This window comes from Vibrio mexicanus, assembly GCF_001012815.1.
Taxonomy (GTDB): Bacteria; Pseudomonadota; Gammaproteobacteria; order Enterobacterales; family Vibrionaceae; genus Vibrio; species Vibrio mexicanus.
In genome coordinates, this window is record NZ_JYJP01000090.1 from 92,532 (window position 1) to 115,342 (window position 22,811).

Here is a 22,811-nt window from a genome sequence, read left to right on the forward strand (position 1 = left end):
GAGCTGCGAACAAACTAAATGGGTAGTAGTATAAATTAAAATTTTTAATCCATAGGCGTTCCATGGCGAATCATCAATTACTGCTCCGAAACCTGCACACCTTTAATGTGGCGGCTCAGAAAATGAGTTTTACGCTTGCGGCGAAAAAGCTTCACCTCACTCAAGGGGCGATCAGTCACCGAATTAAGGTATTAGAAGCGGAGCTGGGGTTTAATCTGTTTGTCCGTGGAACTAGAAAGCTTGAGTTAACCGAAGAAGGGGCAAGGTTTCAGCGTACGTTGTCTAAATCATTGAATAATATATTTGGCGAGATTGAAGATATTAATAATGTGGATTTATACGGCCAGATTAATGTGGGGGCGAGTCCTTGGTTTGTTCAAGACTGGTTGCTGCCTAGGATTTCCGATTTTAAAAAGCGCTACCCTAAATTCAATCTCAATATTTTTTCTCAAGAGGAACAAAACTTTCATCAAAATCACCTTGATGTGGCGCTCTATTATGGGGATTCAAAGCTGACAGATATGTACCGCTATCGGTTGTTTGGAGACAAATACGTTCCGGTGTGTACACCGGCCTACGCGAAAGAACACAATATTCTTGATGACGGCTTGGAGTCCTTGCATCGAATCAATTTCATTCATGCACTGGGTTCGGATGCGTGGCAACGGTGGATGAAACACTTTGATTTGGAAGTACCTATTTTTAACCAGTTCTATTGTGTGAGCCATCGCTATATGGGAGTGCAAAGTGCGCTGCATAATGTTGGCGTGGCAATGGGGCGCTATCGATTTGTTAAGCCTTACCTTGATTCTGGTGAGCTTATATCACCTTATCCAAGCATGGATACGCAGTTGGGTTATGAGTTTGTATGTCCGTTAGGTAATGAGAAAAGGCCCAAAATAAGAACCTTTTTAAAGTGGGTGCAGGAGCAAGTTAATGAAGGTTAGCAACTTTCGCGATTAGATAGAGCAAAAGTGAATTTAGTATTGATATAGCCATCATTCATAATGAGTCCCTAAAGAGAAAGGAAATCGTATAAGAGGGACCGATGAGAGGCATACTGATTGTTGCAGTGATCATTCAAATCGTTTTGGCAATTCAAACCGATGGTTTGACTCGTGCATTGGCTGAATTGTCGGCCTTTTTGCTACTTCTTGGCCTTGTGATTTCTGTGAAAAGAGCACGCAAAGCCAAGCAAGCGAAGTTTGAGATTGAAGAGGTTTAGGTTAGCAAGGCCTACTCGCTTTTTTACCTAGTTCAGTAGTAGCCAACCCAATGAGGTGATGGAGATAGTCACCCATAGGCTAATTCCAAATAGCAGGGGCTTAGGGCCAGAGGCCTTTAGCTTTTCAATTGATATCCCACACCCAATTAGGAAAAGACACAGCACCAGTGCTTTCTTTGCCACTTCGAAAATACCGTTGTAAATCACTTCATACTGAGGCAACGCATCGCTGATACCAATCGCAACGCAATAGAACAATATGAAGTAAGGAATGGTAATTTTGTTTGAGCGATTGCGGAACAGCAAAGCGCTGACAATCGCCACTGGAATGATCCACAAAGCTCGGGCGAGTTTTAATGTCGTCGCTGTAGTCAGTGCTTCCTCACCATAAGCGGAGGCAGCGCCAACTACAGAAGAAGTGTCGTGTATTGCGATGGCAGCCCAGGTGCCGAAAGTTTGCTGATCCAAAGAAAGCGCATGCCCAATGACTGGGAAAACAAACAGAGCAACAGAGTTCAAAACAAATACCGTCGCTAAAGCCAAGCCGATTTGGTCGTCTTTTGCGTTGATAGCAGGAGCAACGGCAGCAATTGCACTGCCGCCACAAATGGCGGTACCGGATGAAATGAGATAACCCGTATGTTTGTTTAGGCCAATGGCTTTCGCTGCAAACCAACCTAATGTTAGCGTCCCGACAATGGTGGAGATAATCAAGCCGATGCCGTTGCTCGTCACGGCAACCGCTTGTTGAAAATGAATGCCGAAACCTAGTCCAACAATTGAATACGCCAGCAGCTTTTTAGTGATCTTAGCAATCGGAACTTGAGTGGGAACAAGGCCCATACTTGCTAACAAGAAGCCAATCACCAATGCGGTTGGTGAAGTGACAAAAGGCGTTAAACAAGCAATAGCAGCGAGAGCGAAGGGGATTAGCTTTTTATCAGTGTACATAGTGTATTTATTATTATGTTTAAAACCGCCAGTTTAATGAAAACTGACGGTCGATAAATCTGAAAGAATTTAACGTTTGTTCAGGAAAACTAAACGCTAGCGCATTTCTCCACGGAGTTGCTCAACTTTTTCTTTCATGATTAAGCTCGTCGCCTCTTTAGGAGCAATTGGTTCGCCAGCTTCTATTTCAATTTTTGACCAAAAACGCGTTGGGATGCCCTTACAGGCGCGTCCTTTGTAGCGGCTAAAGTAACTGCCCCACATGCCTTTTAATGCCATTGGAATGACAGGGACAGGGCTGCGCTTGAGTACGATATCGATACCACGCATAAACTCGCCGATTTCACCATCTGACGTTAAACGACCTTCTGGGAAAATACACACGATGTGCCTTCTGATAGCGCCTGTTCAATTTCGGTGAACGCACGGCGAATAGAGCCTCGGTTGGTGGCAGAGATTGGAATTACGCCTGCACGATTGAGGAAACGTTTAAGTGGAGGAAGATTTGCATAGTCTTCTTCCATCACGAATCGAATCAGGCGAGGGCAGACTGCGCTAAGTAGTAGTGCGTCCATGTAGGTGACGTGGTTACACACGATCAATGCGCCACCTTGCGAAGGGAGGTGATGAAGGTTGGTGTGCTTAACGCGATACATGGTATGCGTCAGAATCCAAACCAACACACGCACAACAAAGATCGGCACCTGACTAAACAGGTAGATGGCGATCAATATGTTCATCACCGAGAGCAAGGCAAACAACTGAGTGATCGATAGGCTCAGCATACTCAAGCAAACAATACCGAGAACCGCACTGCCGACCATGAATAGAGAGTTGTAGATGTTTAGAGCCGCAATTACCTGTGCTCGCTCTTTTGGCTTCGAGCGTTGTTGTAGTAGCGCATAAAGCGGAACGATGAACACACCACCAGACGCGCCTAGAACCAGCAGGTAGGCAAATAGCGGCCAAAGCTCAGAATAGGTAATAAACTCTTTGAACTGGCTGAACTGTGGCAAATTTTCAGGTACCGACGTTGCCATTAGCCAGCCGAAGATGGTCACGCCTAGGCTGCCAATGGGTACCAATCCCACATCAATATGCTTGCCAGAAAGTTTGTCACACGACATAGAGCCGATAGCAATACCTACAGAAAAAAGCGCCAAAAGAAAAGAAACCGCGGCTTCATTGCCGTTTAGATGTACTTTCGTAAAGTTAGGAAATTGCGTGAGGTAAGCTGCGCCAAGGAACCAGAACCAACTGATCGCCATAATGCAGATAAAAATCGTGCGATCAGACTTAGCGATGGCAAGGGTTACCTTAGTATGTTTGACAGGCTGCCAACGAAATGAGATTGAGGGATCCGCCGCTTCAGCTTTTGGAATCGAGCGACTCGACCAATAGCCCAACACCGCGAACACCACCACACAAAATGCGGCGAGGTATTTTGCATTTTCCGCCGAAGCAATCATTCCCGCGCCTAGTGTACCCAGTAAAATAGCAAGGAAGGTTCCTGTTTCAACCAGCGCATTACCGTTGATCAGCTCATCGTCTTTTAAAGTTTGCGGAAGCAGTGCGTATTTGACTGGGCCAAAGAATGCCGATTGTGTGCCCATTAAGAACAGTAAAGCCAATAAAATCAGGTAGCTTTCCGTGATAAAACCAATCGCGCCAAGGCACATGATGCCAATTTCAAACAGCTTTACACGGCGAATATATTGCGACTTTTCGCATTTGTCTGCCAGTACACCCGCGGAAGCTGAGAATAAGAAGAATGGGAGTATGAAAATACCCGCGGCGAGGTTGATAAACAGGTTACTTGAAATAGGGAGGGCGCTTGCACCCGCGAAGGCGACAAAAAGAAGTAGAACGTTTTTGAAAATATTGTCGTTAAAGGCGCCAAAGAACTGAGTGATAAAATAAGGCAGAAATCGTTTCTGCCTTAATAGAGATACTTGCTTGTCTGACATTGTTGTCTCTTGTGGTTACCAACGCGCTAGGTAGTTGGTGAGTAAGTCTTCAATCAGAACCTTTCCATCAATAGGTTCTGCAGCGAAAAACTTGTCATCAACGCTTAGCAGCGTAATTCCATGTACACCAGACCATAAAACACGACTTGCCTGAAGCACTTCAGATTCACTGCGATGTGGGGCGATAACACGCAGCAGCTGTTCGAGCATGCCAGTCATGCTATCGATACGCTTTGACTGCCATTCTGGCAGCGTTTCGCCATTCATATTATGTTCGAAGATCAGCTGCCAACGATGAGGGTGCTTCTGTGCAAAATCGTGGTAGCAGTAAGCCAAGCCATAGAGAGACTCTTTTGGGTCTGTCGTTCCTGCTAGAGACGCTTGTGCTTCTTCGGCTAATTCATCCAATGTTTGGGCGACCGCGTGAAGTAACAGTAAGTTGTAGTTACCAAAAACATTCACAAGTGTACTCGGCACATAACCAATCATGTTCGCTATTTTGCGTAAGCTAAGGTCATGATAAGAGTGCTCGTTTAGGAACTCTTTTACTGTGTTTAAGGTGAGAGCAATGAGCTCCTCACGGGTATGATCGTTTCTACGGGCCATGATGAAATATTAAAAATGAACAACGTTCGATATTCTAAATTTTAGGTGTATTAGCGTCAACTAAAGATAGATGCTTTTGCAATATTTCGATACATCAAATTAATGTTTACGCGTATCATTGCTCATAACGAGAGGTTATTATTAATGTGCCTCATAAAATGCACCTGAAGGAAAACTATGAAACGTATTCTATCTGTTGTTGCTTTGTTAATGGTTGCGATGACCACAGCACCAATTGCGGAAGCAAAACGATTTGGTGGCGGTAAGTCATTCGGAAAAAGTTTCCGAACTGCTCCTGCACCAGCACAGCAGCAACAAAACACAAATCGTGTTCGTAATGAACAGCAGCAAAATCAAGCTCAGAACACTCAAAACTCAAGCCGCAAAGGTTTGATGGGTGGCATCATGGGCGGTCTTCTTGCTGGTGGCTTGCTAGCCGCTTTCTTTGGCGGCGCGTTTGAAGGCATTCAGTTCTTGGATATTCTAATCCTTGGCCTAATCGCATTCGTAGCGTTTAAATTCCTTCGAGGCATGCTTGGCGCGAAGCAAGGTAGTATGAACTATCAGCGACAGCAACCAGCTTATGGCGGGGCAAGCCAATCAAAGTTTGAGCAACCAAATGTTCATAATTTTGAGCAGCCTAAACAAGCACCAGGTGCAGCAACTGGTGGCTTTGGTTTCGGTTCTCAAACCGACGTACCGCACAACTACCCACCGGGTTTTGATCAAGCTGCGTTTATTAATGGTTCTCGTGAGCACTACCGCATTCTGCAAGGCGCTTGGAACCACAATCAATTGGATACGATTGAAGAGTATGTATCTCCAAGCTTGTTTGAAGACTTGAAGGCTGAGCGCGAAAAGTTAGACGGTGAACAGCACACCGACGTGATGTACGTAGACGCAGAAATTGTCCGCGCTGATTACGACTCTACAAAAGCGCAGTTAAGCCTGCAGTTTACAGGCCGCTACCGCGATGCGCATGAAGGTATTGAAGAAGACATCACTGATATCTGGCATTTAGAGCGCGACCTTACCGCGAACAATGCACCATGGTTGATTGTTGGTATTCAAGGTTAACCACAAAGGTATAGAACCCCTAAGCTCAATTTAGTCATTCAGCAAGGTTCACAGACCTTAAAGCCCAAGAGTTTTCTCTTGGGCTTTTTTATTGAGTTTTTGCCCTCATTGGGCATACTGCTTCTATATCCATACACGGAAATAAAAATACAAAACCAGAAGGAAGAGAAAGTGGCGGATTTTAAATACAAAAACCTGACTCAAGAGCAGCAAGACAGTTTAGATGCAGCGGCATTTCGCCGACTACTGGCACATCTTGATAACAACAAAGATGTACAGAACATTGATCTTATGATTTTGGCGGGTTTCTGTCGCAACTGCTTCAGTAAGTGGTACAAGGCGGAGGCGGAAGAGCGTGGATTGGATATTGATATCGACGATGCCCGCGAGCGTGTTTACGGCATGACGTATGATGAATGGAAGCAGAACCATCAACTGCCAGCAACGCCTGAGCAACTGGCTGCCTTTGAAGCTAAACAGAAGAAGTAAGCAAAAACGTTCTAAGTGTGAATACAAAAAACGCCTCCAATGGAGGCGTTTTTTTAATTGGAACTTTAATGATTAAACTAAGTTACTCAATGAAGCCCGTTGCTTGGAAAGCTTCAAGTTTGTCTAAATAAGGGGTGAGATCGCCGATATTGTTGGTGACCCACTCAGGGTTGTAATAAGTGTCTAAGTAGCGTTCACCGCTATCACATAACAAAGTAACAATCGAACCCGTCTCGCCATTACGCTTCATTTCAGAGGCAAGCTGCAGTGCGCCATATAAGTTGGTGCCTGTTGAAGCGCCAGCTTTACGACCAATGAGCTTCTCTAACCAGTGCGCTGTAGCAACACTTGCTGCATCGGCAATCGTACGCATCTCGTCGACCACACCTGGAATAAAACTCGGCTCCACACGTGGGCGGCCAATACCCTCAATTTTACTGCCTTTGTCACCTGTAATCGTCATATCGCCAGTCTTGAAGTAGTCGTGGAATACCGAGTTTTCAGGGTCCACAACGCAAAGCTTGGTGTTGTGTTGTTGGTATCGAATGAAACGACCAATGGTTGCAGACGTACCACCTGTACCTGGGCTCATCACAACCCAAGTTGGGATTGGGTGATCTTCAAGCTGCATTTGGCTAAAGATAGAGTTCGCAATGTTGTTGTTACCACGCCAGTCAGTAGCGCGCTCGGCATAGGTAAATTGGTCCATGTAGTGGCCATTGAGCTCTTTAGCCAGGCGTTTTTGATTCCGCATAGATTTGATCTGAGCGATCAACCAGATGAGCTTGACCACCATAGAATTCGATTTGCTCGATCTTCTTGCGAGCAGTGCACTTCGGCATCACAGCGATAAACGGTAGGCCGAGTAAACGGGCGAAGTATGCTTCAGAAACCGCAGTGCTGCCCGAAGATGATTCAATGATTGGCGTATTCGGTCCTACCCAGCATTACAAATGGCGTAAAGGAATAAAGAACGCGCCAAGCGGTGTTTCAGGGAACCCGTTGGGTGTGTGCTTTCATCTTTGAGATAGATATCGACCCCTTCAATAGACGGAAGGTCTAGCTTGATGAGGTGCGTATCAGCAGAACGTTGGAAGTCTGCTTCAATTTTACGAATCGCGTTGTTAATCCAAAGATGGTCAGTGCACATAGGAGGCTCCTTGTTTTCGTTATGCTAATAATTTAGCCTATTGCTAGGAGAAATATTTTGCTAAATTTGCTTTAAAATTATCATTTGATAGAAAAATTTTCTCTTTTAAGGGCTGAGATGAGTTTGGATAAGATCGATAGAAAAATACTGTCTTTACTTCAGCAAGATGGCACTTTGTCTCTGAATGATTTGGCAGAAGCAGTAAACCTCACCACGACGCCCTGTTGGAAGCGTTTGAAGCGGCTTGAAGAAGCCGGGGTCATCACCAAGCGGGTTGCTTTGTTGAATCCTGAATCCCTAGGGTTGTCGTTCACCGCGTTTGTGATGGTAAAAACCAGCAACCATTCCCATGAGTGGTATCAAGAGTTCGTCTCCACCGTGAATGAGTTCCCAGAGGTGATGGAGTTTTATCGCATGGCGGGGGAGTATGACTACATGATGAAAGTGTTAGTTAGTGACATGAAAAGCTTTGATGACTTTTACAAGAAGCTGGTTAACAGCGTTGATGAAATCTCAAATGTGACGTCGACATTCGCAATGGAACCACTTAAATATACGACAGCACTACCTGTTTAATCGGGCGGAAAGCCCCGCCATCATTGATGGCAGGGCGAATGTTTTTAAGTAGGCTTCGGGAAGATTACCCTGTAAACCTCATCACCCCTTCTTGAACCGCACTGGCCACTAAATGGCCTTGCTGGTTGTAGATTTCGCCACGAACCAGACCGCGAGTGTTGCTTGCAGTTGGGCTTTCAATCACATACAGCAACCACTCGTCCATACGGAATGGGCGATGGAACCAGATAGAGTGATCGATGGTTGCCACTTGGAATTTCGGCGTCATCAACGACACCTCATGCGGGTGTAGTGCTGTGGTCAAAAAGCCCCAATCTGACGCGTATCCCAACAGGTATTGATGAATCAGTTGATCATCTGGCACATCACCATTGGCGCGTATCCAAAGGTACTGCTTTGGCTCTTCTTTGTGTGGTTTAAGCGGATTTACCACTTTCACTGGGCGAGTCTCAATCGATTTTTCGCCGCAGAAGGTTTCTCTTAGTTTTTCAGGTAAGAACTGAGAAATTTGCGCTGCTAGCTCTGACTCAGAGGCGAAGTTCTCAGGCCCTGGAACGTCTGGCATAGTGTTTTGGTGCTCGAATCCAGGTGCTTCACCATGGTAAGACGCGGTTAAGTAGAAAATAGGGCGACCGTTTTGAATCGCTTTCACTCGGCGAGTGCTAAAGCTTCGGCCATCTCTTAGATTTTCAACGTCGTAAATGATTGGTTTTTCAGGATCACCTGGAAACAGAAAGTAGCTATGAAAAGAGTGAACCGTACGATCTTCAGCAACTGTGTAGCGTGCTGCGGAAAGTGCTTGGCCAATGACTTGGCCGCCATAGACTTGAGGTAAGCCTAGGTGCTCACTCTGCCCACGAAAAAGTCCTTCTTCTAATTTTTCTAACTGCAGTAAACTCAGCAGCTCATTTAAAGGTTTACTCATTTCTGATGCTCTTAAAATTCTGGATTGCCTTAGAGTATATACGCAAATGATAGCGGACAGAGCCCCTTGAAGCGATTAGAACGACGCTAACCGAGTCAAATCATTGTCAAAATCGCTTTAGTTATCAAGACAACATATCAAACAGGTTCTATAATCCAGCTCACGAATGCAAGACAGCGAGGCGATATGAAAAAGGCTCTATCCATTATTTTGTCAGCAGTAATTGGCTTTACCCTAGTTGGTTGCCAAACTCCCCAATCGAGTGAATCCTCACAGACCAGTGATAGCCAAGTTCAGGCTCAGCAAATGGAGTCAGTGACTGGCACCATCGCTTATCGCGAGCGTATCGCACTGCCTGACAATGCGGTAGTCACGGTGACACTACAAGATATATCCCTAGCTGATGCGCCGGCAATTGTTCTGGCTAAGCAAAGCTTTAAGACTGAAGGTGCACAAGTGCCGTTTGATTTTGAACTAAGCTATGACCGCAATGAGATTGTTGATAACCATCGCTACAGTGTCAGTGCTCGCATTGAAGTCAATGGAAAACTCCGATTCATAACGGACACAGTAAACCCTGTCATCACTGATTCGAACAAAACAGGCCATGTAGACCTGAGATTAGTTGGTGTTCGTTAGAACAGACTTTTCTTTGAACTGATAATATTTACCCCCACCTTTAAGCACTACTCGAACTTTCGTTTAGTGCTTTTTTTATATGCCTAAGGCAGAAGTGATAGATAAGTCATTTGTCATGGTGCGATCAACGAACTGATACATAAACGTAAAAAATGTGTCATGTCATGTGCGCATTATAGTGCCCAAACTCTAACTAAATAGCTCATCTATGGGCAGTTTTCACAGATAAGGAAGTACTATGAACCACAATGACGACCAACGATTACTTGATGAAGAACCAGAATTTAATCGCTTTGTAGAGGCAGCGGTCTCGCGCCGTGGCTTTTTGAAAGCGACAGGCGCTGCGGGCACCGTCGGCTTTTTTGCAGCAAGTCCAGTTAGCCAAGCTATTGCCAGCACAATGGCCGAAAAATCTGATTTGATGGGCTTTGAAGCGATCAGCATCTCAACTGCAGATACAGTTCAAGTTCCTGCAGGCTACAAAGCGGAAGTTCTTATTTCGTGGGGCGACATGGTGGTCGAAGGTGCACCAGCATTTGATCAAGCGAATGACTCTAAGGCTCAAGCGCATCAGTTTGGCGATAACAATGATGGCATGACGTTCTTCCCAATCAGTTCTGATCGCGCTGTTTTAGCAGTAAACAACGAGTACACCAACAACGAGTATCTTTACCCTCATCAAGGTAAAAACATTTCAAAAGATGACGTTCGCAAAGCGCAAGCAGCGCATGGCGTTTCTATTGTTGAGTTGATGAAGGCTGATGGTACGTGGAAAGTGAATCCAAAAGGTCGTTTGAATCGACGCATCACGGCTTACACTGAAATGGAAGTGACCGGTGTTGCTGCGGGTCACGACCTACTGAAAACTGCAAATGACAACTCAGGCCGTTCCGTTTTGGGCACATTCAACAACTGTGCAAATGGCGAAACGCCATGGGGTACTTACCTAACATGTGAAGAGAACTTCAATGGTTACTTTGCACAGTCAGGTGATGAAGACCTAGGGCCAACTTACGCACGCTACGGTTTGAAAAAAGAAGATTGGAACTACGATTGGTACAAGCACGATGAGCGCTTTGACATGAGTAAACACCCAAACGAACCTCATCGTCATGGCTGGGTCGTTGAGATTGACCCAATGAATCCAAATTCAACACCGAAGAAGCGTACCGCTCTTGGTCGTTTTAAGCACGAAAATGCAGCGTTAATGGTGGATAAGACTGGTCACGTTGTGGTTTACCTAGGCGATGACGAGCGCGGCGAGCACCTATACAAGTTCGTATCGAAAGGTAAATACGTACCAGGTGCAGACAGCAATCGTGATTTACTCGAAGAGGGCACGTTGTACGTAGCGAAGTTTGAAGGTGTTGAAGGTGAGCTGAAAGGCCAAGGTCAATGGCTTGAGCTTACTTGGGGCAAAAATGGTCTAACACCAGAAAATGGTTTTAAAGACCCTGCGTCGGTGATGATCTTTGCTCGTATGGCGGCGACTCAAGTTGGCGCAACCACAATGGATCGTCCTGAGTGGGTTGCGGTTCACCCTGAACAACACTCGGTGTTCTGTACACTAACAAATAACAAGTACCGTGGTGTACGAGAAAGTCAGCCAATCAATGCCGCTAACCCACGTGAAAAGAATCCATATGGTCATATCATCCGCTGGCAGCCAAAAGGCGCTGACCACACGGCTGAAACGTTTGAGTGGGACATCTATGTGCTTGCGGGTAACCCAGAGGTATATTCCGAAGGTCTAATGGCGGGCTCTGATAACATCAATGCGGATAACATGTTCAATAGCCAGATGGTATTGGCTTTGACCGCTTTGGTCGCTTGTGGATTCAAACCGATGGCAAGTACTCGAACAAAGGGGACTTTGCTGGAATGGGTAACAACCAAATGTTGTGTAGCGATCCAGAAACCGGCGAGATTCGCCGCTTCCTAAATGGGCCAATCGCGTGTGAGGTTACAGGCCTAACCTTCTCGCCAGACAACAAAGCGATGTTTGTCGGTATTCAACACCCGGGTGAGGACTTAGCTCCGTCGCACTTCCCTGATGGTGGCAATAGTATTCCACGTTCATCTGTCATCGTGATTACTCGAGAAGATGGCGGTATTGTCGGTGCTTAGTCGCCACATTATGTGAATATATTAAGTAGTAATGAGAAGAAAAGGGCTATCACAGATAGCCCTTTTGTATTTCTAGTGTTTTACTGCGCTTCTAACACGGTTTGGTTGAATTCACTTCTTGCCTGTTGAGCACGTTGTGAAGACGCCTGTTTCTCGTCTTGTGCTTTGGTTAAAGCCGCCAAGGCTGACTCCAGTTCATCTTGCATCTCTTGAGGTAGATGGTGATCTTGGAAATCTTCCTGATTGTGATGCTCAAGTGCAAAAGCGCGAATGCGTTTTTTGATTCGCATTAAATCGACCATAGCTTGGCGCTCGACTTCTGCCGCTTCTTGGGCGGCATCGCGACTCTTCTCAAATCGAGCCAGCGCCATACCCTCAGAAGACCAAGGATCCATCTCTGGTAACTCTTCAATATTGATGGTCGGTTCAACGTAGTCTTCTTGGTGCTTGAGATCGAGCGTCGTCGCGCGAACCGCAGAAATCATCAACATTACCGATATCACTAACAGCGGTAATCCGCCGACAATTGCCGCCGTTTGCAGTGTACTTAACCCACCATAAACATGAGAACGGTAGGAAGGAAGGAGAGCGTGAAGGCCCAGAACATGCGGTTCCAACGCATTGGCTCTTCGGTGACATTATTTTGGACGACAGATGCGAGGATGTAAGAGATCGAATCAAAAGTCGTAGCAGTAAAGATGACACAAAGAACGGTAAACAAGCCGATGATTAAGGTACTAAATGGCAGTTCGCCTAGCATGGCAAAAATAGCGCTCGTCGCGCCTTGTGTGTTTAAGATATGGACGACATCAAGCTGATTTGAAAGCTGAAGTGACAAACCATAGTTGCCTAAGATCATGAAGAACAGGAAACAGCCTAACGATCCGAAAAAGATTGAGCCCGAAACCATCTGTTTGATAGTACGCCCACGAGATATGCGAGCCACAAACAAGCCCATACTCGGTGCAAATACGAGCCACCATGCCCAGTAGAATATGGTCCAATCTTGAGGAAAGTGCGTGTCGTCAAAGGTTCCATAACCACCAAACGGTTCAGCCCATGTAGCCATCACAAAGAAGTTAGAGAGCATACGTCCGATAGAGTCTAGACCTGTTTCTAACATAAAGATGGTTGGCCCAACGGCGAGCACGAATGCAAGCAGCCCCATCGCGCCCCAGAAGTTAATGTTGCTGAGGATCTTGATGCCTTTTTCCAATCCAGCGTAGGAAGAGTACGCAAAGATAGCCGTGCAGATAAGCAGCACTAAGATTTGAGTGAAGGTGGTCTTTGGCATGCCAAATAGCTGGTTCAAGCCTTCACTGATAAGCGGAGCGGCAAGGCCTAGCGTGGTAGCCGCGCCGCCAAGTAAGCCAAAGATGAATAGGACGTCGACAATTTTACCGGCAGCGCCTTTTGAGTTCTCTTCGCCAAGTACAGGCATAAGCGCGCTCGAGACTTTCAAAACTGGCTGTTTGCGGACATAGAAAAAGTAGGCGATTGGTAGAGCTGGAACTAAATAGATCGACCAAGCAATCGGTCCCCAATGGAACAGACCATAGGTTGCAGCCCAACGAACAGCTTCTTCGCTGCCAGGCTCTAGTTGGAAAGGAGGCGACTGATAGTAGTACGCCCACTCGATACAGCCCCAATAGAGGATGCTTGCACCGATACCGCCACAAAATAGCATTGCCGCCCATGAGGCCGTCGCAAATTCAGGTTTTTCGTCACTGTCACCTAATTTGATTTGCCCCATGTCGCTGAAAATTACATAGATCATGAAGCCAAAAGCACCGATCCCCAGTGACAGGTAGAGGAAGCCTAACTTATCAGTCATGAATGTTTTGGCTGTTGCTATCCAACTTGCACCTTGTTCAGGGAAAAGGATCAGTGGAAAAATTATCGTTAGAAGTAGTGCGATAGCGCCAAAAAAGGTCGGCTTATCGATGAGTGAGAATGAGTTTTTCACGGAGTAATTCCAAAATGAGTAGAGCGTCATTATGGAACTGAGGTGGTTTTTAGAACAAACGAAGTCTTTTGTCGTCACGGCAAAAACCAATGAAGACAAAATAAAAGGAAAGCACCTAGATGGGCTAGGTGCTTAAAGAATGGCTAGTAGTATGCCGCCAACGGTTGCCGCAGCGGAAAGATATTGCCCCGCAGAGTATGAAGAATCTTCTTCTTCTTTAATCTTGTCAGGGTGATCCATACCAAGAGCGCCGTGAGCAAAAGATTCAACCTTAGAAGTTGTGGTTTTCTCTTTGCCTTCTGCTTCGACACTGTTTTTATCGAGCTCTTGCAAAGCAGCCAGTAACGCCTTCCCTTCTGCCGATAGAGTGACTTTGTTTTGCTCTACCTTTAAAGGTGTTGAAGACTGTTGCGTTGGTGCTTCGCTATTGTTTTTAACTGTTGTCTGCTGCGTAGGTGTCAGACGTGCCGACTCCGTTCCTACTGGTGTCATAAAACTCTCCTTAACACACCGTTAATAATAGTATCGGCAAACAAGTAAAAAACTTGTGTGCAATATTCGATATTATTATGAAAAGTTATTAAGCAAAACCTGAGCCAATTTTTAAGCAGCGTGTCTGAAGCAGGGCTTTAAAAGGAGTCGTGGCAGAAGTGATATGCACTGCTGCCATAGATATTTTTGATAAGGCTATGATTTTCTGTAGATTCGAATCATGAAGTCGGCTTCACACGAAAAGTGTTCGAGGGATTTGAGTTCCGATTTTAACTCCTCGCTCGCTTTCCACGCAAATGGGGTCATTTGCAGTAGGTTGAAGCCATCACCATTAAGTAAATCCATGTCGTAATTCAGAGGAATTTCTCTTTCAAGCTGGAAGCCATCTATCTCTTCAGGGTTTTCTGAATGAAGCCTTACATCGTTATAGATTCGCTCGCGAAGTTGGTATAAATGACGAGACGCAGGGGTGACGGTGAAGAGTCGCCCACCAGATTTAATGCAGCGTTGCAGCTCTTCGTGCTTGCAAGGAGCGTAAATGCGCAAAACCGCATCTAGGCTTTGATCATTGAACGGTAAGCGGTGGCTAGAGGCAACGCTAAATTGACAATTACGGTAGCGTTTTGCCGCAAAACGTACCGCCACTTTGGAGATGTCTAAGCCGAACGCTTGTGATTGTTCATTGTTCTCGTTGAGCGCATTGGCTACAGCGTGCGTGTAGTAGCCTTCGCCGCAACCGATATCAAGCAGGGTCGCAGCAGATTCTTGGTAGTAAGAGGCAATCAACTTGGCCACGTTGTCACGCAAAGTGTCATAGTAGCCTGAACCAAGAAACTCCCTTCTCGCCATTGTCATCTCTTTGTTGTCACCGGGATCTTTTGAACGCTTATGGTGAGCAGGCATGAGATTAACATAACCTTCTTTTGCAACATCAAACTGATGATTGTCGGCACATTGGAATGTGCGCTCATTGAGAGCCAAAGGTTGGTGACACAGGGGACATTGGTAAGCCATAGTATTCTCGGTAGGCAAAGGTGAGACGGGATTTTAACGGTTACTGAAGCAAATAAAAAGGGCAGGAAGACCTGCCCTTACAATTCGTGAGTACGGAAAGCTTATGCGGCAATCACAGTAACAAGCTGGTGGCTTTCACCCGGTTGAAGGGTTTTGCCTTGCTCAATGGATGGTGCGTGCAGCGCTGATTCAATACACAGCATGGTTAGGTAACCATCATCTTGCATGTCGCCCATACCTTGTGCACCTTCAGCCCAAGGGTTCCAGATAACCGCGCTGTTGTGACCTTGGTTCTCGACAGTCAGGGTGCGATTCCAAACTGGGTCGTGCAGCTTAATCACTGATTCCGGCTTAGTGTATACACGGTCCACCGTATCGGTAAGGACGAGCTCTTGACCACCTTGAGTGATCTGGTTACTGTTCAAGCTATCGATAAACTCTGGGCCCATACCCTTTGTCACCGCTTTAGTAATGTCAGCCACATTCAAGTAGGTATGCAGTGCGCCAGAGAATGTCCAAGGTGCATCGTCGGTGTTAGTCACATCTAGGGTAACTTTAAGCTCATTGCTCACTTCAACATAGAGTTTGGCTTCGAATCGGTACGGCCAAATAGCAAAAGTATCGCCCGTATCGCGTAAGCCAAGCGCAACAATCACACCGTTATCTGTTTCTCGATGCTCGACAAGTTCCCATTCGCTATTGCGTGCAAAGCCGTGAGCTGGCGCTGCAATGCGACCAAACCAAGGCCAACAAACGGGAATACCACCACGCAGAGCCGCTTTACCGTCAAAGTTCGCTTGCTCACTCATCCAAATTAAGTCTTCTTGACCTGTAGGTTTGAATGAAACAACGTGACCGCCAAATAGAGAGATACCGGCTGTCGCCTTTTCATGAATAACACGAACAATTTTGTGTTCGCCATGCTGGGCGATGGTGACGTTGTCAGACAGTACTGTAGGGTAGGGAGAGAAGATAAGTCCATTACTATGTCCTCGATAACATCTAAATAGTATTCCTATTGCCCATCACAAAGAGAGCCATTACGTAATTAAGCAACACAATGGATGAACCATGGGAATACTGGCTAGTGTTTTGAATACGCTTGCGCTTATTGCAGTAAACAGATTGTTGCACTAAACAGTTGCTGCACTAAACAATAGATAACAAAAAGGCGGCTCGAGAGCCGCCTTTAAACAAGATTCTGCGCTAAACGCTTATCTTAAAGTAACGAATTACTTAGAGATGTGAGCGATTAGGTCTAGAACTTTGTTTGAGTAACCGATTTCGTTGTCGTACCAAGATACAACTTTAACGAAGTTGTCAGTTAGAGCGATACCAGCTTTAGCATCGAATACTGAAGTTTGAACTTCACCGATGAAGTCTTGAGAAACAACTTGGTCTTCAGTGTAACCTAGAACACCTTTAAGAGCGCCTTCAGATGCAGACTTCATAGCTGCACAGATAGCTTCGTAAGAAGCACCGTTCTTAAGGTTAACAGTTAGGTCAACTACAGAAACGTTAGCAGTTGGTACGCGGAAAGCCATACCAGTTAGTTTGCCGTTTAGTTCTGGAAGAACAACGCCTACAGCTTTAGCAGCACCAGTTGAAGATGGGATGATGTTTTGAGAAGCACCACGACCACCGCGCCAGTCTTTAGCAGAAGGACCGTCTACAGTTTTTTGAGTAGCTGTAGTTGCGTGAACTGTAGTCATAAGACCAGATTCGATACCGAACTCGTCGTTAAGAACTTTAGCGATAGGCGCTAGACAGTTAGTAGTACAAGAAGCGTTAGAAACGATGTCTTGACCAGCGTAAGTGTCTTGGTTAACACCCATAACGAACATTGGAGTAGCGTCTTTTGAAGGACCAGTTAGAACAACTTTCTTCGCGCCAGCAGTGATGTGCTTACGTGCAGTCTCGTCAGTTAGGAAAAGACCAGTTGCTTCAGCAACTACGTCTACGTCGATTGCATCCCACTTAAGATCTTCTGGGTTACGCTCTGCAGTTACACGTACAGTTTTGCCGTTAACGATTAGGTTACCGCCTTCAACTTCAACAGTACCGTTGAAACGGCCGTGAGTTGAGTCGTACTTAAGCATGTATGCCATGTATTCAACGTCGATTAGATCGTTGATACCTACTACTTCAATGTCGTTGCGCTCCTGCGCTGCACGAAATACGAAACGACCGATACGGCCAAAACCGTTAATACCTACTTTGATAGTCATTATAGTTGCTCCACAACTTAATTTCTGTTTTAAGATAACTGGTAGTAAAATTACAAAATCCAGTTTTCAACTGCAACCGATAATCAGGCTTAACTTGTTTAATGTCAAAAAAAATTGTCGCTTTTTTTCACAATTAGTCGCAAATGAACGTTTTTTAATCTCAATAACTGGTTTTTCTCTTTTCCAGTTAGCGTAAAATGTTCAGGTAAGCCTGAAAATTTTGTTACATCCTGTACAAAACTTTACCAGCAAGAAGTATGTGCTACAACATAAGATGTTAGCAAGTATTTAGCAAAAAAAGTCATAACTATAATTGAGAATGGGAACAAAAAGTCGAATGGATAAAGATCGTAAATCTCTTGCAAAGCCTGATGAACATTGGCGCGAGGTGCTCTCTGATGAAGAATATCGCGTCTGCCGAGAACAAGGTACAGAAGCGCCTTTTTCAGGCAAGTTACTACATAACAAAAACACCGGTATTTATACTTGTACCTGCTGCGGCTCCGAGTTGTTTGATTCAAGCAACAAGTACGATTCTGGTTGTGGGTGGCCGAGCTTTGACGCCCCAATTAATGACGAAGCCATCCGTTATTTAGAAGATCTGAGTCACGGAATGAGAAGAATTGAGATCCGATGCAAGGCCTGCGACAGCCATTTAGGGCATGTTTTTCCTGATGGCCCGCCCACAACGGGAGAAAGGTTTTGTGTCAACTCTGTGTCGTTAACTTTCAACATAACACAAAAAAGCGGTGACTAGGTCACCGCTTAATGTTTTATCCTTTCATTTGTAAGTTGAGCCTACTAAATGTCAATTCTACTTTAGTCAAACTTAGTCGGTAGGCTCGACTGCATATATTTACCCGCCCGCACCATCTCTTCAACATCGTCAGCAATCGCATCTAACTTCTGGAACTTCTCTTTGTTAAAACCATAAAGTAGCTGCAGTTCTTTATCTGACACAATTTGTATCTCAAACGACTCAGCGACTTTTGCCCAAATATACGCAAGCTCTCTCTGGTTCTCTTTATAGTAGGTGCTGGCCAGTGACTTGAAGATTTCAGTATTGATGTTGCTTCTGCCAGACAGCTCTAACGCGTGATTAAGTAGCTGCAAGGTCTTTTCTTGATTTCGGTTGGTGTAGAAGGTCGCTAATGCGTACTGCATTTCTGCCGTTTCGAGCTTAGGTGAGCCTTCCATTTGCAGAAACTCACGCTGAGCGTCTTCGTCACCTGTTTGACTCCACAAGAAGTATAGAGTTTCTGGGGAACGGCTGAGACTCAGTTCGCTAACGATACGCTCTTGTTCTTCTGAAGAGTGCATTAAGGCATCAAAACGTTTTTGTTTTACGTTGTTTTGATCGATAGGTTGGATCTGAGACGCAAGCTCTAGACAGCGTTTGTATTCGCTTACTAGGCATACTCTTTAATTTTATTCGCATCGCTGCCACTTTTGTGAACTTCGAAACGGTGCCAAATCAGGTCAGTTCTAGGGAGGCGGCACTGGCCGTCATTGATGTTGAGCTTTTCACAGCGCAGCTCTGGGTGGTCGTTACACAGTTGCTCTGTATTTCTGCGATCCTCGAAACAGCCACTCAATACGATGAGGCTAGGTAGGGCGATGAGTAGTTTGGCTATCTTCATAAATTTTGCTTGTGATCGATTACTCTTATTTCTTTGTCAATCCTTGACTCAAATAGCGAGAACGCTATGTTTGCACAGTACAGAATAGACAAGGAATCAACTATGAATGCTGAGCAGTTAATAGACGCTATGACACCTGAAGTTTATGAGCGTTTACAGTATGCTGTCGAAACTGGTAAGTGGCCTGAAGGTACACCACTTTCTCAAGAACAGCGAGACTCATGCATGCAAGCTGTGATGTTGTATCAATCTAAGCATAATTCAGATGCTCAACATATGACAGTCGCCGCAGGAGGCGAAATTAGTTTTAAGTCGAAATCTGAACTGAAAAAACAGTTTCAGCAAGGGGCCGAAGATATTGCTCGAGTGAAACTAGAAGCTAAATTTAACGCCCTGAAAATCAAAAAAACCGCCATTGGCGGTTTTTTTATTTCATCAATTGGCTTGGTTACAAGCTCATTTCACCACGAAGGATTTCTTGCATCTTTTGCTTCACCTCCTCGTAGCTTAAATTCTTGCTGAGAAGATAATGCAGTTTAGCTAAAGCTGCTTCTGGCGTCATATCGTAGCCACTGACTACACCAGCATCGGCTAACGCACAACCCGTTGCGTAACCGCCCATGTTAACTTTACCTGCCAGACATTGCGTCAAGTTCACCACAATCACGCCGCGTTCAGAGGCGTCTTGAAGGTGAGCGAGGAGTTCTGGGTTTTGCGGTGCATTACCAACGCCAAATGTTAATAAGATCATCGCATTCACAGGTTGAAGTAAGGTGTTTCGAATCACTTCATGAGAAATACCTGGATACATGGTAATTACGCCAATAGGTTGCGGCGTAATATTGTGAACCTTGAACTCACCCTCTGGCGCTTTGTTGATTTCGACACCATTGCTGACTTTGATACTGATACCCGCTTCCAGCAGTGGCGGAAGGTTAGGGGAAGTGAAAGCATTAAAACCGTCAGCGTGAGATTTAGTACTGCGATTACCTCGCATCAGCTGGTTATTGAAAAACAGCGTGACTTCATTAATTGGGTAGTTTGCCGCAAGATGTAGGGCATTAAGTAGGTTCGCTTGCCCATCTGAGCGAAGCTCGGCCAATGGGATTTGTGAGCCTGTCACGATGACCGGTTTACCTAGATTTTCCAGCATGAAAGATAGTGCGGAGGCAGTATATGCCATGGTGTCTGTACCATGAAGGATCACGAAGCCATCATACTTGTCGTAATTGTCGCCAATATCGTCAGCGATTTGCTGCCAGTCCGCCGGAGTCATGTCAGAAGAATCGATCAGTGGCTCATATTCATGAATGGTGTATTCAGGCATTTCTGGTCGATGGAACTCAGGCATGCTCTCTAGCTGTTTTTCCATAAAACCAGCGACTGGAATATAGCCGTGATCGGACTTTTGCATACCAATGGTGCCGCCGGTGTAAGCGATGTAGATGTGTTTTCTAGTCATGAGGCAAATCGTACTGTGAATCGGGAACAGGCCGTAATTATAAACTGCTGCTCCCCTAGGTTGCTATAACATTCCACTATCAAGTGGTTATTTCTACACTATAGCAGTGGAAGCACTACGGGTTTTGGGTTGGTGAAACAAAAAGTGCAGCCCTAGGGCTGCACTTTTACGAGCTTTTGGTAATGGTTACTGAACTTCGCAGTTTAAGCAGAATGCGTAGTGGCCTTTCGGGTCATTAAACGTTTCCAGCAAACTCAGATCCTGAGCCATCTGTTTTGAGATAGGCTGCAAGGCTGGTGGCAAGTAGGCGTTTATGTCGATACCAACATGCACCTTGACCTGATTCATCATATCTTGGAAGAACTGCTGAGCAGGTGATAGTGGCTCTTCAACCCAGTAAAGATTGTAGCTCTCTAATTGAGCCAGTTCCGCAGCAATGTTTACTGCATCGTCGAAATCACCCATTTGATCGACCAAACCCACTTTCATCGCATCTTGCCCGGTCCAAACACGGCCTTCGGCTATCGACTCCATATCAGAAAGAGCGATACCACGAGAGTCTGCGACCAAATTAACGAAACGATTGTAGCCGTGTTCTATACCCATTTGGAATGCTTGCGAAGCACCTTCGGTAAGGCCCGTGGTAATCCCAACGCCTGAGAATGGTGAAGTACCAATACCATCGGTATACACGCCAATGTTGTTAAGGCCCTTCTCAAACGTCGTGATCACGCTGAAGATACCAATAGAGCCGGTGAGTGTGGTTGGCTGAGCAATAATCTTGTCGGCACTCATGGAAATCCAGTAACCACCAGAGGCTGCTAGGCTCGACATCGAGATAACGACTGGTTTCCCTGCTTCACGCAGCGCAACAATTTCATTGCGGATTACTTCTGATGCAAACGCGCTGCCTCCAGGGCTGTCTACGCGAACGACAACCGCTTTTACCTTATCGTCATTGCGAGCCTGACGAAGAAGCGCGGCTGTTGTGTCACCACCGACAGTCCCTCGTGGCTGAGTACCGTCCATAATCGCGCCGCTTGCGATCACGACGGCTATATCGTCTGCCGTAACATCAATGTTTGGTTGAACATTCATGCGGTAGTCGTAGTAGCTAACAGCTTGGTAGCTGTCGTCACCGTCTGAACCAAATTGTTCAATCAGCTCTTTGCGGATTTCTTGGCGTGTTGCAAGTTGGTCTACAAGGCCAAGGTTCTTGCTCAACTGAGCAACGTCACCATTAGCGCTTTCTAACTGGGCTAGGAACTCATCCATCGAAGGGTTAAGAACCGATGGTGAGATTTGACGGTTGGTTGAGACGTCCTCAACATATGCTCCCCACAGTTGGCCAAGCCAGCGCGAAGCCGTTTCTTTGGCCTCATCCGACATGTCATCGCGAACGAATGGCTCAATAGCGGATTTATAACTACCCACACGGAATACGTGCGTGTTTACTTCCAATTTTTCAAGCAGCGTTTTGTAGTAAAGGTTGTAAGCGCTGTAGCCTTTAATTAATACAGCGCCGTCCGGTGCTAGGTACACTTTATCGGCATAGCTGGCTAGGTAGTACTGGCTTTGGTTGTAAAACGCACCCACGGCATAAACGGGTTTACCAGAAGATTTAAACTCGTTAATGGCTTTTGCAACGTAACGTAGCTTCGTTAGATTGGTTTCAGGCAAGTCCCTCAATGCGAGCACGATACCGGTAATGTTATCGTCGTCTTTGGCGTGACGAATGGTATCCACAATATCAAACAGAACATTCTCTTTGGGCAGCTCTTGTCCAAAAACGGATCCAGTAAGGGAGTCCATAGGGCTCACATAGCGTCTTTGTTCCACAATTGGACCGGAGAGGTTAAGTACCAATGCGGATTGTTGAACAGGTGCGACAGGTTGAACGTCTTTTTGCGTGAATGCGAAGTAAATGATCGCTAACGTGGCGACAAATATGAGGTTTACAAGCGCTAGTCTAATGAAGGTGATGAGTTTCCAAATCCCTTTAAAAAACAGACCAATAAATTTGAAGATCGTTTTCATTATGGCTCCACAAAGTGGCGTGGTGAGTTTGTAAGGTCATGGCTCAGTTTGAAAATCTAAGCCGAAGCCCCATCGTACGTGATCATTCTGTCTCTCTCAACTTATTGATGTAAATCAAAACATTTTCACTAGTTAGTTTAGCTTCAATCTCTACGAACTGTGGTAGAAGATGATCGGTGTTACAAAAATGTAAACGCGTGTTTGATTTTTTGTTTGGCGCTTATTATTCTGGTCAGACCA

General features: G+C 45.6%; 15 protein-coding genes and 7 pseudogenes. 9 read left to right on the forward strand and 13 right to left on the reverse strand.

The features are described 5' to 3' along the window. Positions 1–62: 62 nt before the first annotated feature. Both UA76_RS12785 and UA76_RS24100 read left to right on the forward strand, forming a co-directional pair. The gene (locus UA76_RS12785; protein WP_047046737.1) at positions 63–947 is read left to right on the forward strand and encodes a LysR substrate-binding domain-containing protein; all 885 of its coding nucleotides are present in this window, start codon (positions 63–65) and stop codon (positions 945–947) included. Positions 948–1,048: 101 nt separating this feature from the next. Continuing rightward, complete coding sequence (locus UA76_RS24100) at positions 1,049–1,225, forward strand: hypothetical protein (protein ID WP_174217998.1); 177 nt, start codon at positions 1,049–1,051, stop codon at positions 1,223–1,225. Between the two features lie 27 nt (positions 1,226–1,252). Here UA76_RS24100 and UA76_RS12790 read toward each other — a convergent pair whose 3' ends face one another. The 3 genes and pseudogenes from UA76_RS12790 to UA76_RS12800 all read right to left on the reverse strand — a co-directional run bounded on the left by UA76_RS12790 (position 1,253) and on the right by UA76_RS12800 (position 4,749). Continuing rightward, positions 1,253–2,176: a YeiH family protein gene (locus tag UA76_RS12790; protein ID WP_047046740.1), complete on the reverse strand. Its 924-nt coding sequence runs from the start codon at positions 2,174–2,176 to the stop codon at positions 1,253–1,255. A gap of 96 nt (positions 2,177–2,272) precedes the next feature. Further along, positions 2,273–4,143, reverse strand: a pseudogene (locus UA76_RS12795) (MFS transporter). Between the two features lie 15 nt (positions 4,144–4,158). Next, a complete protein-coding gene (locus UA76_RS12800) occupies positions 4,159–4,749 on the reverse strand; it encodes a TetR/AcrR family transcriptional regulator (RefSeq protein ID WP_047046743.1) in 591 nt (196 codons plus the stop codon). A 177-nt stretch (positions 4,750–4,926) separates the two neighbouring features. Between UA76_RS12800 and UA76_RS12805 the strand changes: the two genes are divergently transcribed. Continuing rightward, on the forward strand, positions 4,927–5,826 hold the full coding sequence (locus UA76_RS12805; RefSeq protein WP_047046745.1) for a Tim44 domain-containing protein: 900 nt from the start codon (positions 4,927–4,929) through the stop codon (positions 5,824–5,826). A 171-nt stretch (positions 5,827–5,997) separates the two neighbouring features. Further along, positions 5,998–6,315, forward strand: a complete 318-nt coding sequence (locus UA76_RS12810) for a DUF1244 domain-containing protein (protein WP_047046748.1) — start codon at positions 5,998–6,000, stop codon at positions 6,313–6,315. Between the two features lie 82 nt (positions 6,316–6,397). Here the strand turns inward: UA76_RS12810 and UA76_RS12815 are convergent. Next, positions 6,398–7,465, reverse strand: a pseudogene (locus tag UA76_RS12815) (PLP-dependent cysteine synthase family protein). Between the two features lie 117 nt (positions 7,466–7,582). On the opposite strand from UA76_RS12815, the gene UA76_RS12820 reads away from it, so the two are divergent. After that, positions 7,583–8,041, forward strand: coding sequence for an Lrp/AsnC family transcriptional regulator (locus UA76_RS12820; protein WP_047046749.1), 459 nt, complete (start codon positions 7,583–7,585; stop codon positions 8,039–8,041). 64 nt (positions 8,042–8,105) lie between these two features. On the opposite strand, the gene tesB is transcribed toward UA76_RS12820, so the two are convergent. Then, on the reverse strand, positions 8,106–8,966 hold the full coding sequence (tesB, locus tag UA76_RS12825) for an acyl-CoA thioesterase II (protein ID WP_047046750.1): 861 nt from the start codon (positions 8,964–8,966) through the stop codon (positions 8,106–8,108). Positions 8,967–9,152: 186 nt separating this feature from the next. On the opposite strand from tesB, the gene UA76_RS12830 reads away from it, so the two are divergent. Next, complete coding sequence (locus UA76_RS12830; protein ID WP_047046753.1) at positions 9,153–9,605, forward strand: YbaY family lipoprotein; 453 nt, start codon at positions 9,153–9,155, stop codon at positions 9,603–9,605. A gap of 238 nt (positions 9,606–9,843) precedes the next feature. Further along, a pseudogene (locus UA76_RS12835) lies at positions 9,844–11,732 on the forward strand (PhoX family protein). A gap of 80 nt (positions 11,733–11,812) precedes the next feature. Here UA76_RS12835 and UA76_RS12840 read toward each other — a convergent pair. The 5 genes and pseudogenes from UA76_RS12840 to gap form a co-directional block, all read right to left on the reverse strand. Beyond that, positions 11,813–13,698, reverse strand: a pseudogene (locus tag UA76_RS12840) (BCCT family transporter). Between the two features lie 132 nt (positions 13,699–13,830). Beyond that, a complete protein-coding gene (locus UA76_RS12845) occupies positions 13,831–14,190 on the reverse strand; it encodes a hypothetical protein (RefSeq protein ID WP_047046754.1) in 360 nt (119 codons plus the stop codon). A gap of 195 nt (positions 14,191–14,385) precedes the next feature. Beyond that, positions 14,386–15,204, reverse strand: a complete 819-nt coding sequence (gene rlmA, locus UA76_RS12850) for a 23S rRNA (guanine(745)-N(1))-methyltransferase (protein ID WP_047046760.1) — start codon at positions 15,202–15,204, stop codon at positions 14,386–14,388. A 101-nt stretch (positions 15,205–15,305) separates the two neighbouring features. Further along, positions 15,306–16,186, reverse strand: a pseudogene (locus UA76_RS12855) (D-hexose-6-phosphate mutarotase). A 250-nt stretch (positions 16,187–16,436) separates the two neighbouring features. Further along, positions 16,437–17,432: a type I glyceraldehyde-3-phosphate dehydrogenase gene (gene gap, locus UA76_RS12860; RefSeq protein ID WP_047046765.1), complete on the reverse strand. Its 996-nt coding sequence runs from the start codon at positions 17,430–17,432 to the stop codon at positions 16,437–16,439. Between the two features lie 337 nt (positions 17,433–17,769). Here gap and msrB point away from each other — a divergent pair, with 337 nt between their 5' ends. After that, positions 17,770–18,189 carry a peptide-methionine (R)-S-oxide reductase MsrB gene (gene msrB / locus UA76_RS12865; RefSeq protein ID WP_047046767.1) on the forward strand — a complete coding sequence of 140 codons (420 nt, stop codon included), beginning with the start codon at positions 17,770–17,772 and terminating at the stop codon, positions 18,187–18,189. Between the two features lie 62 nt (positions 18,190–18,251). On the opposite strand, the pseudogene UA76_RS12870 reads toward msrB, so the two are convergent. Further along, positions 18,252–19,072: pseudogene (locus UA76_RS12870) on the reverse strand (DUF2989 domain-containing protein). A gap of 102 nt (positions 19,073–19,174) precedes the next feature. On the opposite strand from UA76_RS12870, the pseudogene UA76_RS24745 reads away from it, so the two are divergent. Further along, positions 19,175–19,441, forward strand: a pseudogene (locus UA76_RS24745) (YeaC family protein); the annotation flags it as partial. A 79-nt stretch (positions 19,442–19,520) separates the two neighbouring features. On the opposite strand, the gene ansA reads toward UA76_RS24745, so the two are convergent. Continuing rightward, entirely contained in the window at positions 19,521–20,534 is a 1,014-nt protein-coding gene (gene ansA, locus UA76_RS12880; RefSeq protein WP_047046772.1) for an asparaginase, read from the reverse strand. A gap of 186 nt (positions 20,535–20,720) precedes the next feature. Next, a complete protein-coding gene (sppA, locus tag UA76_RS12885; RefSeq protein ID WP_047046773.1) occupies positions 20,721–22,571 on the reverse strand; it encodes a signal peptide peptidase SppA in 1,851 nt (616 codons plus the stop codon). Positions 22,572–22,811 lie beyond the last annotated feature (240 nt).

Excerpts from the sequence above, each read along its gene's own strand:
- UA76_RS12785 (WP_047046737.1), top strand. The coding sequence starts at position 63 with ATGGCGAATCATCAATTACTGCTCCGAAACCTGCACACCTTTAATGTG.
- UA76_RS24100 (WP_174217998.1), top strand. The coding sequence starts at position 1,049 with ATGAGAGGCATACTGATTGTTGCAGTGATCATTCAAATCGTTTTGGCA.
- UA76_RS12790 (WP_047046740.1), bottom strand. The coding sequence starts at position 2,176 with ATGTACACTGATAAAAAGCTAATCCCCTTCGCTCTCGCTGCTATTGCT.
- UA76_RS12800 (WP_047046743.1), bottom strand. The coding sequence starts at position 4,749 with ATGGCCCGTAGAAACGATCATACCCGTGAGGAGCTCATTGCTCTCACC.
- UA76_RS12805 (WP_047046745.1), top strand. The coding sequence starts at position 4,927 with ATGAAACGTATTCTATCTGTTGTTGCTTTGTTAATGGTTGCGATGACC.
- UA76_RS12820 (WP_047046749.1), top strand. The coding sequence starts at position 7,583 with ATGAGTTTGGATAAGATCGATAGAAAAATACTGTCTTTACTTCAGCAA.
- tesB (WP_047046750.1), bottom strand. The coding sequence starts at position 8,966 with ATGAGTAAACCTTTAAATGAGCTGCTGAGTTTACTGCAGTTAGAAAAA.
- UA76_RS12830 (WP_047046753.1), top strand. The coding sequence starts at position 9,153 with ATGAAAAAGGCTCTATCCATTATTTTGTCAGCAGTAATTGGCTTTACC.
- UA76_RS12845 (WP_047046754.1), bottom strand. The coding sequence starts at position 14,190 with ATGACACCAGTAGGAACGGAGTCGGCACGTCTGACACCTACGCAGCAG.
- rlmA (WP_047046760.1), bottom strand. The coding sequence starts at position 15,204 with ATGGCTTACCAATGTCCCCTGTGTCACCAACCTTTGGCTCTCAATGAG.
- gap (WP_047046765.1), bottom strand. The coding sequence starts at position 17,432 with ATGACTATCAAAGTAGGTATTAACGGTTTTGGCCGTATCGGTCGTTTC.
- msrB (WP_047046767.1), top strand. The coding sequence starts at position 17,770 with ATGGATAAAGATCGTAAATCTCTTGCAAAGCCTGATGAACATTGGCGC.
- ansA (WP_047046772.1), bottom strand. The coding sequence starts at position 20,534 with ATGACTAGAAAACACATCTACATCGCTTACACCGGCGGCACCATTGGT.
- sppA (WP_047046773.1), bottom strand. The coding sequence starts at position 22,571 with ATGAAAACGATCTTCAAATTTATTGGTCTGTTTTTTAAAGGGATTTGG.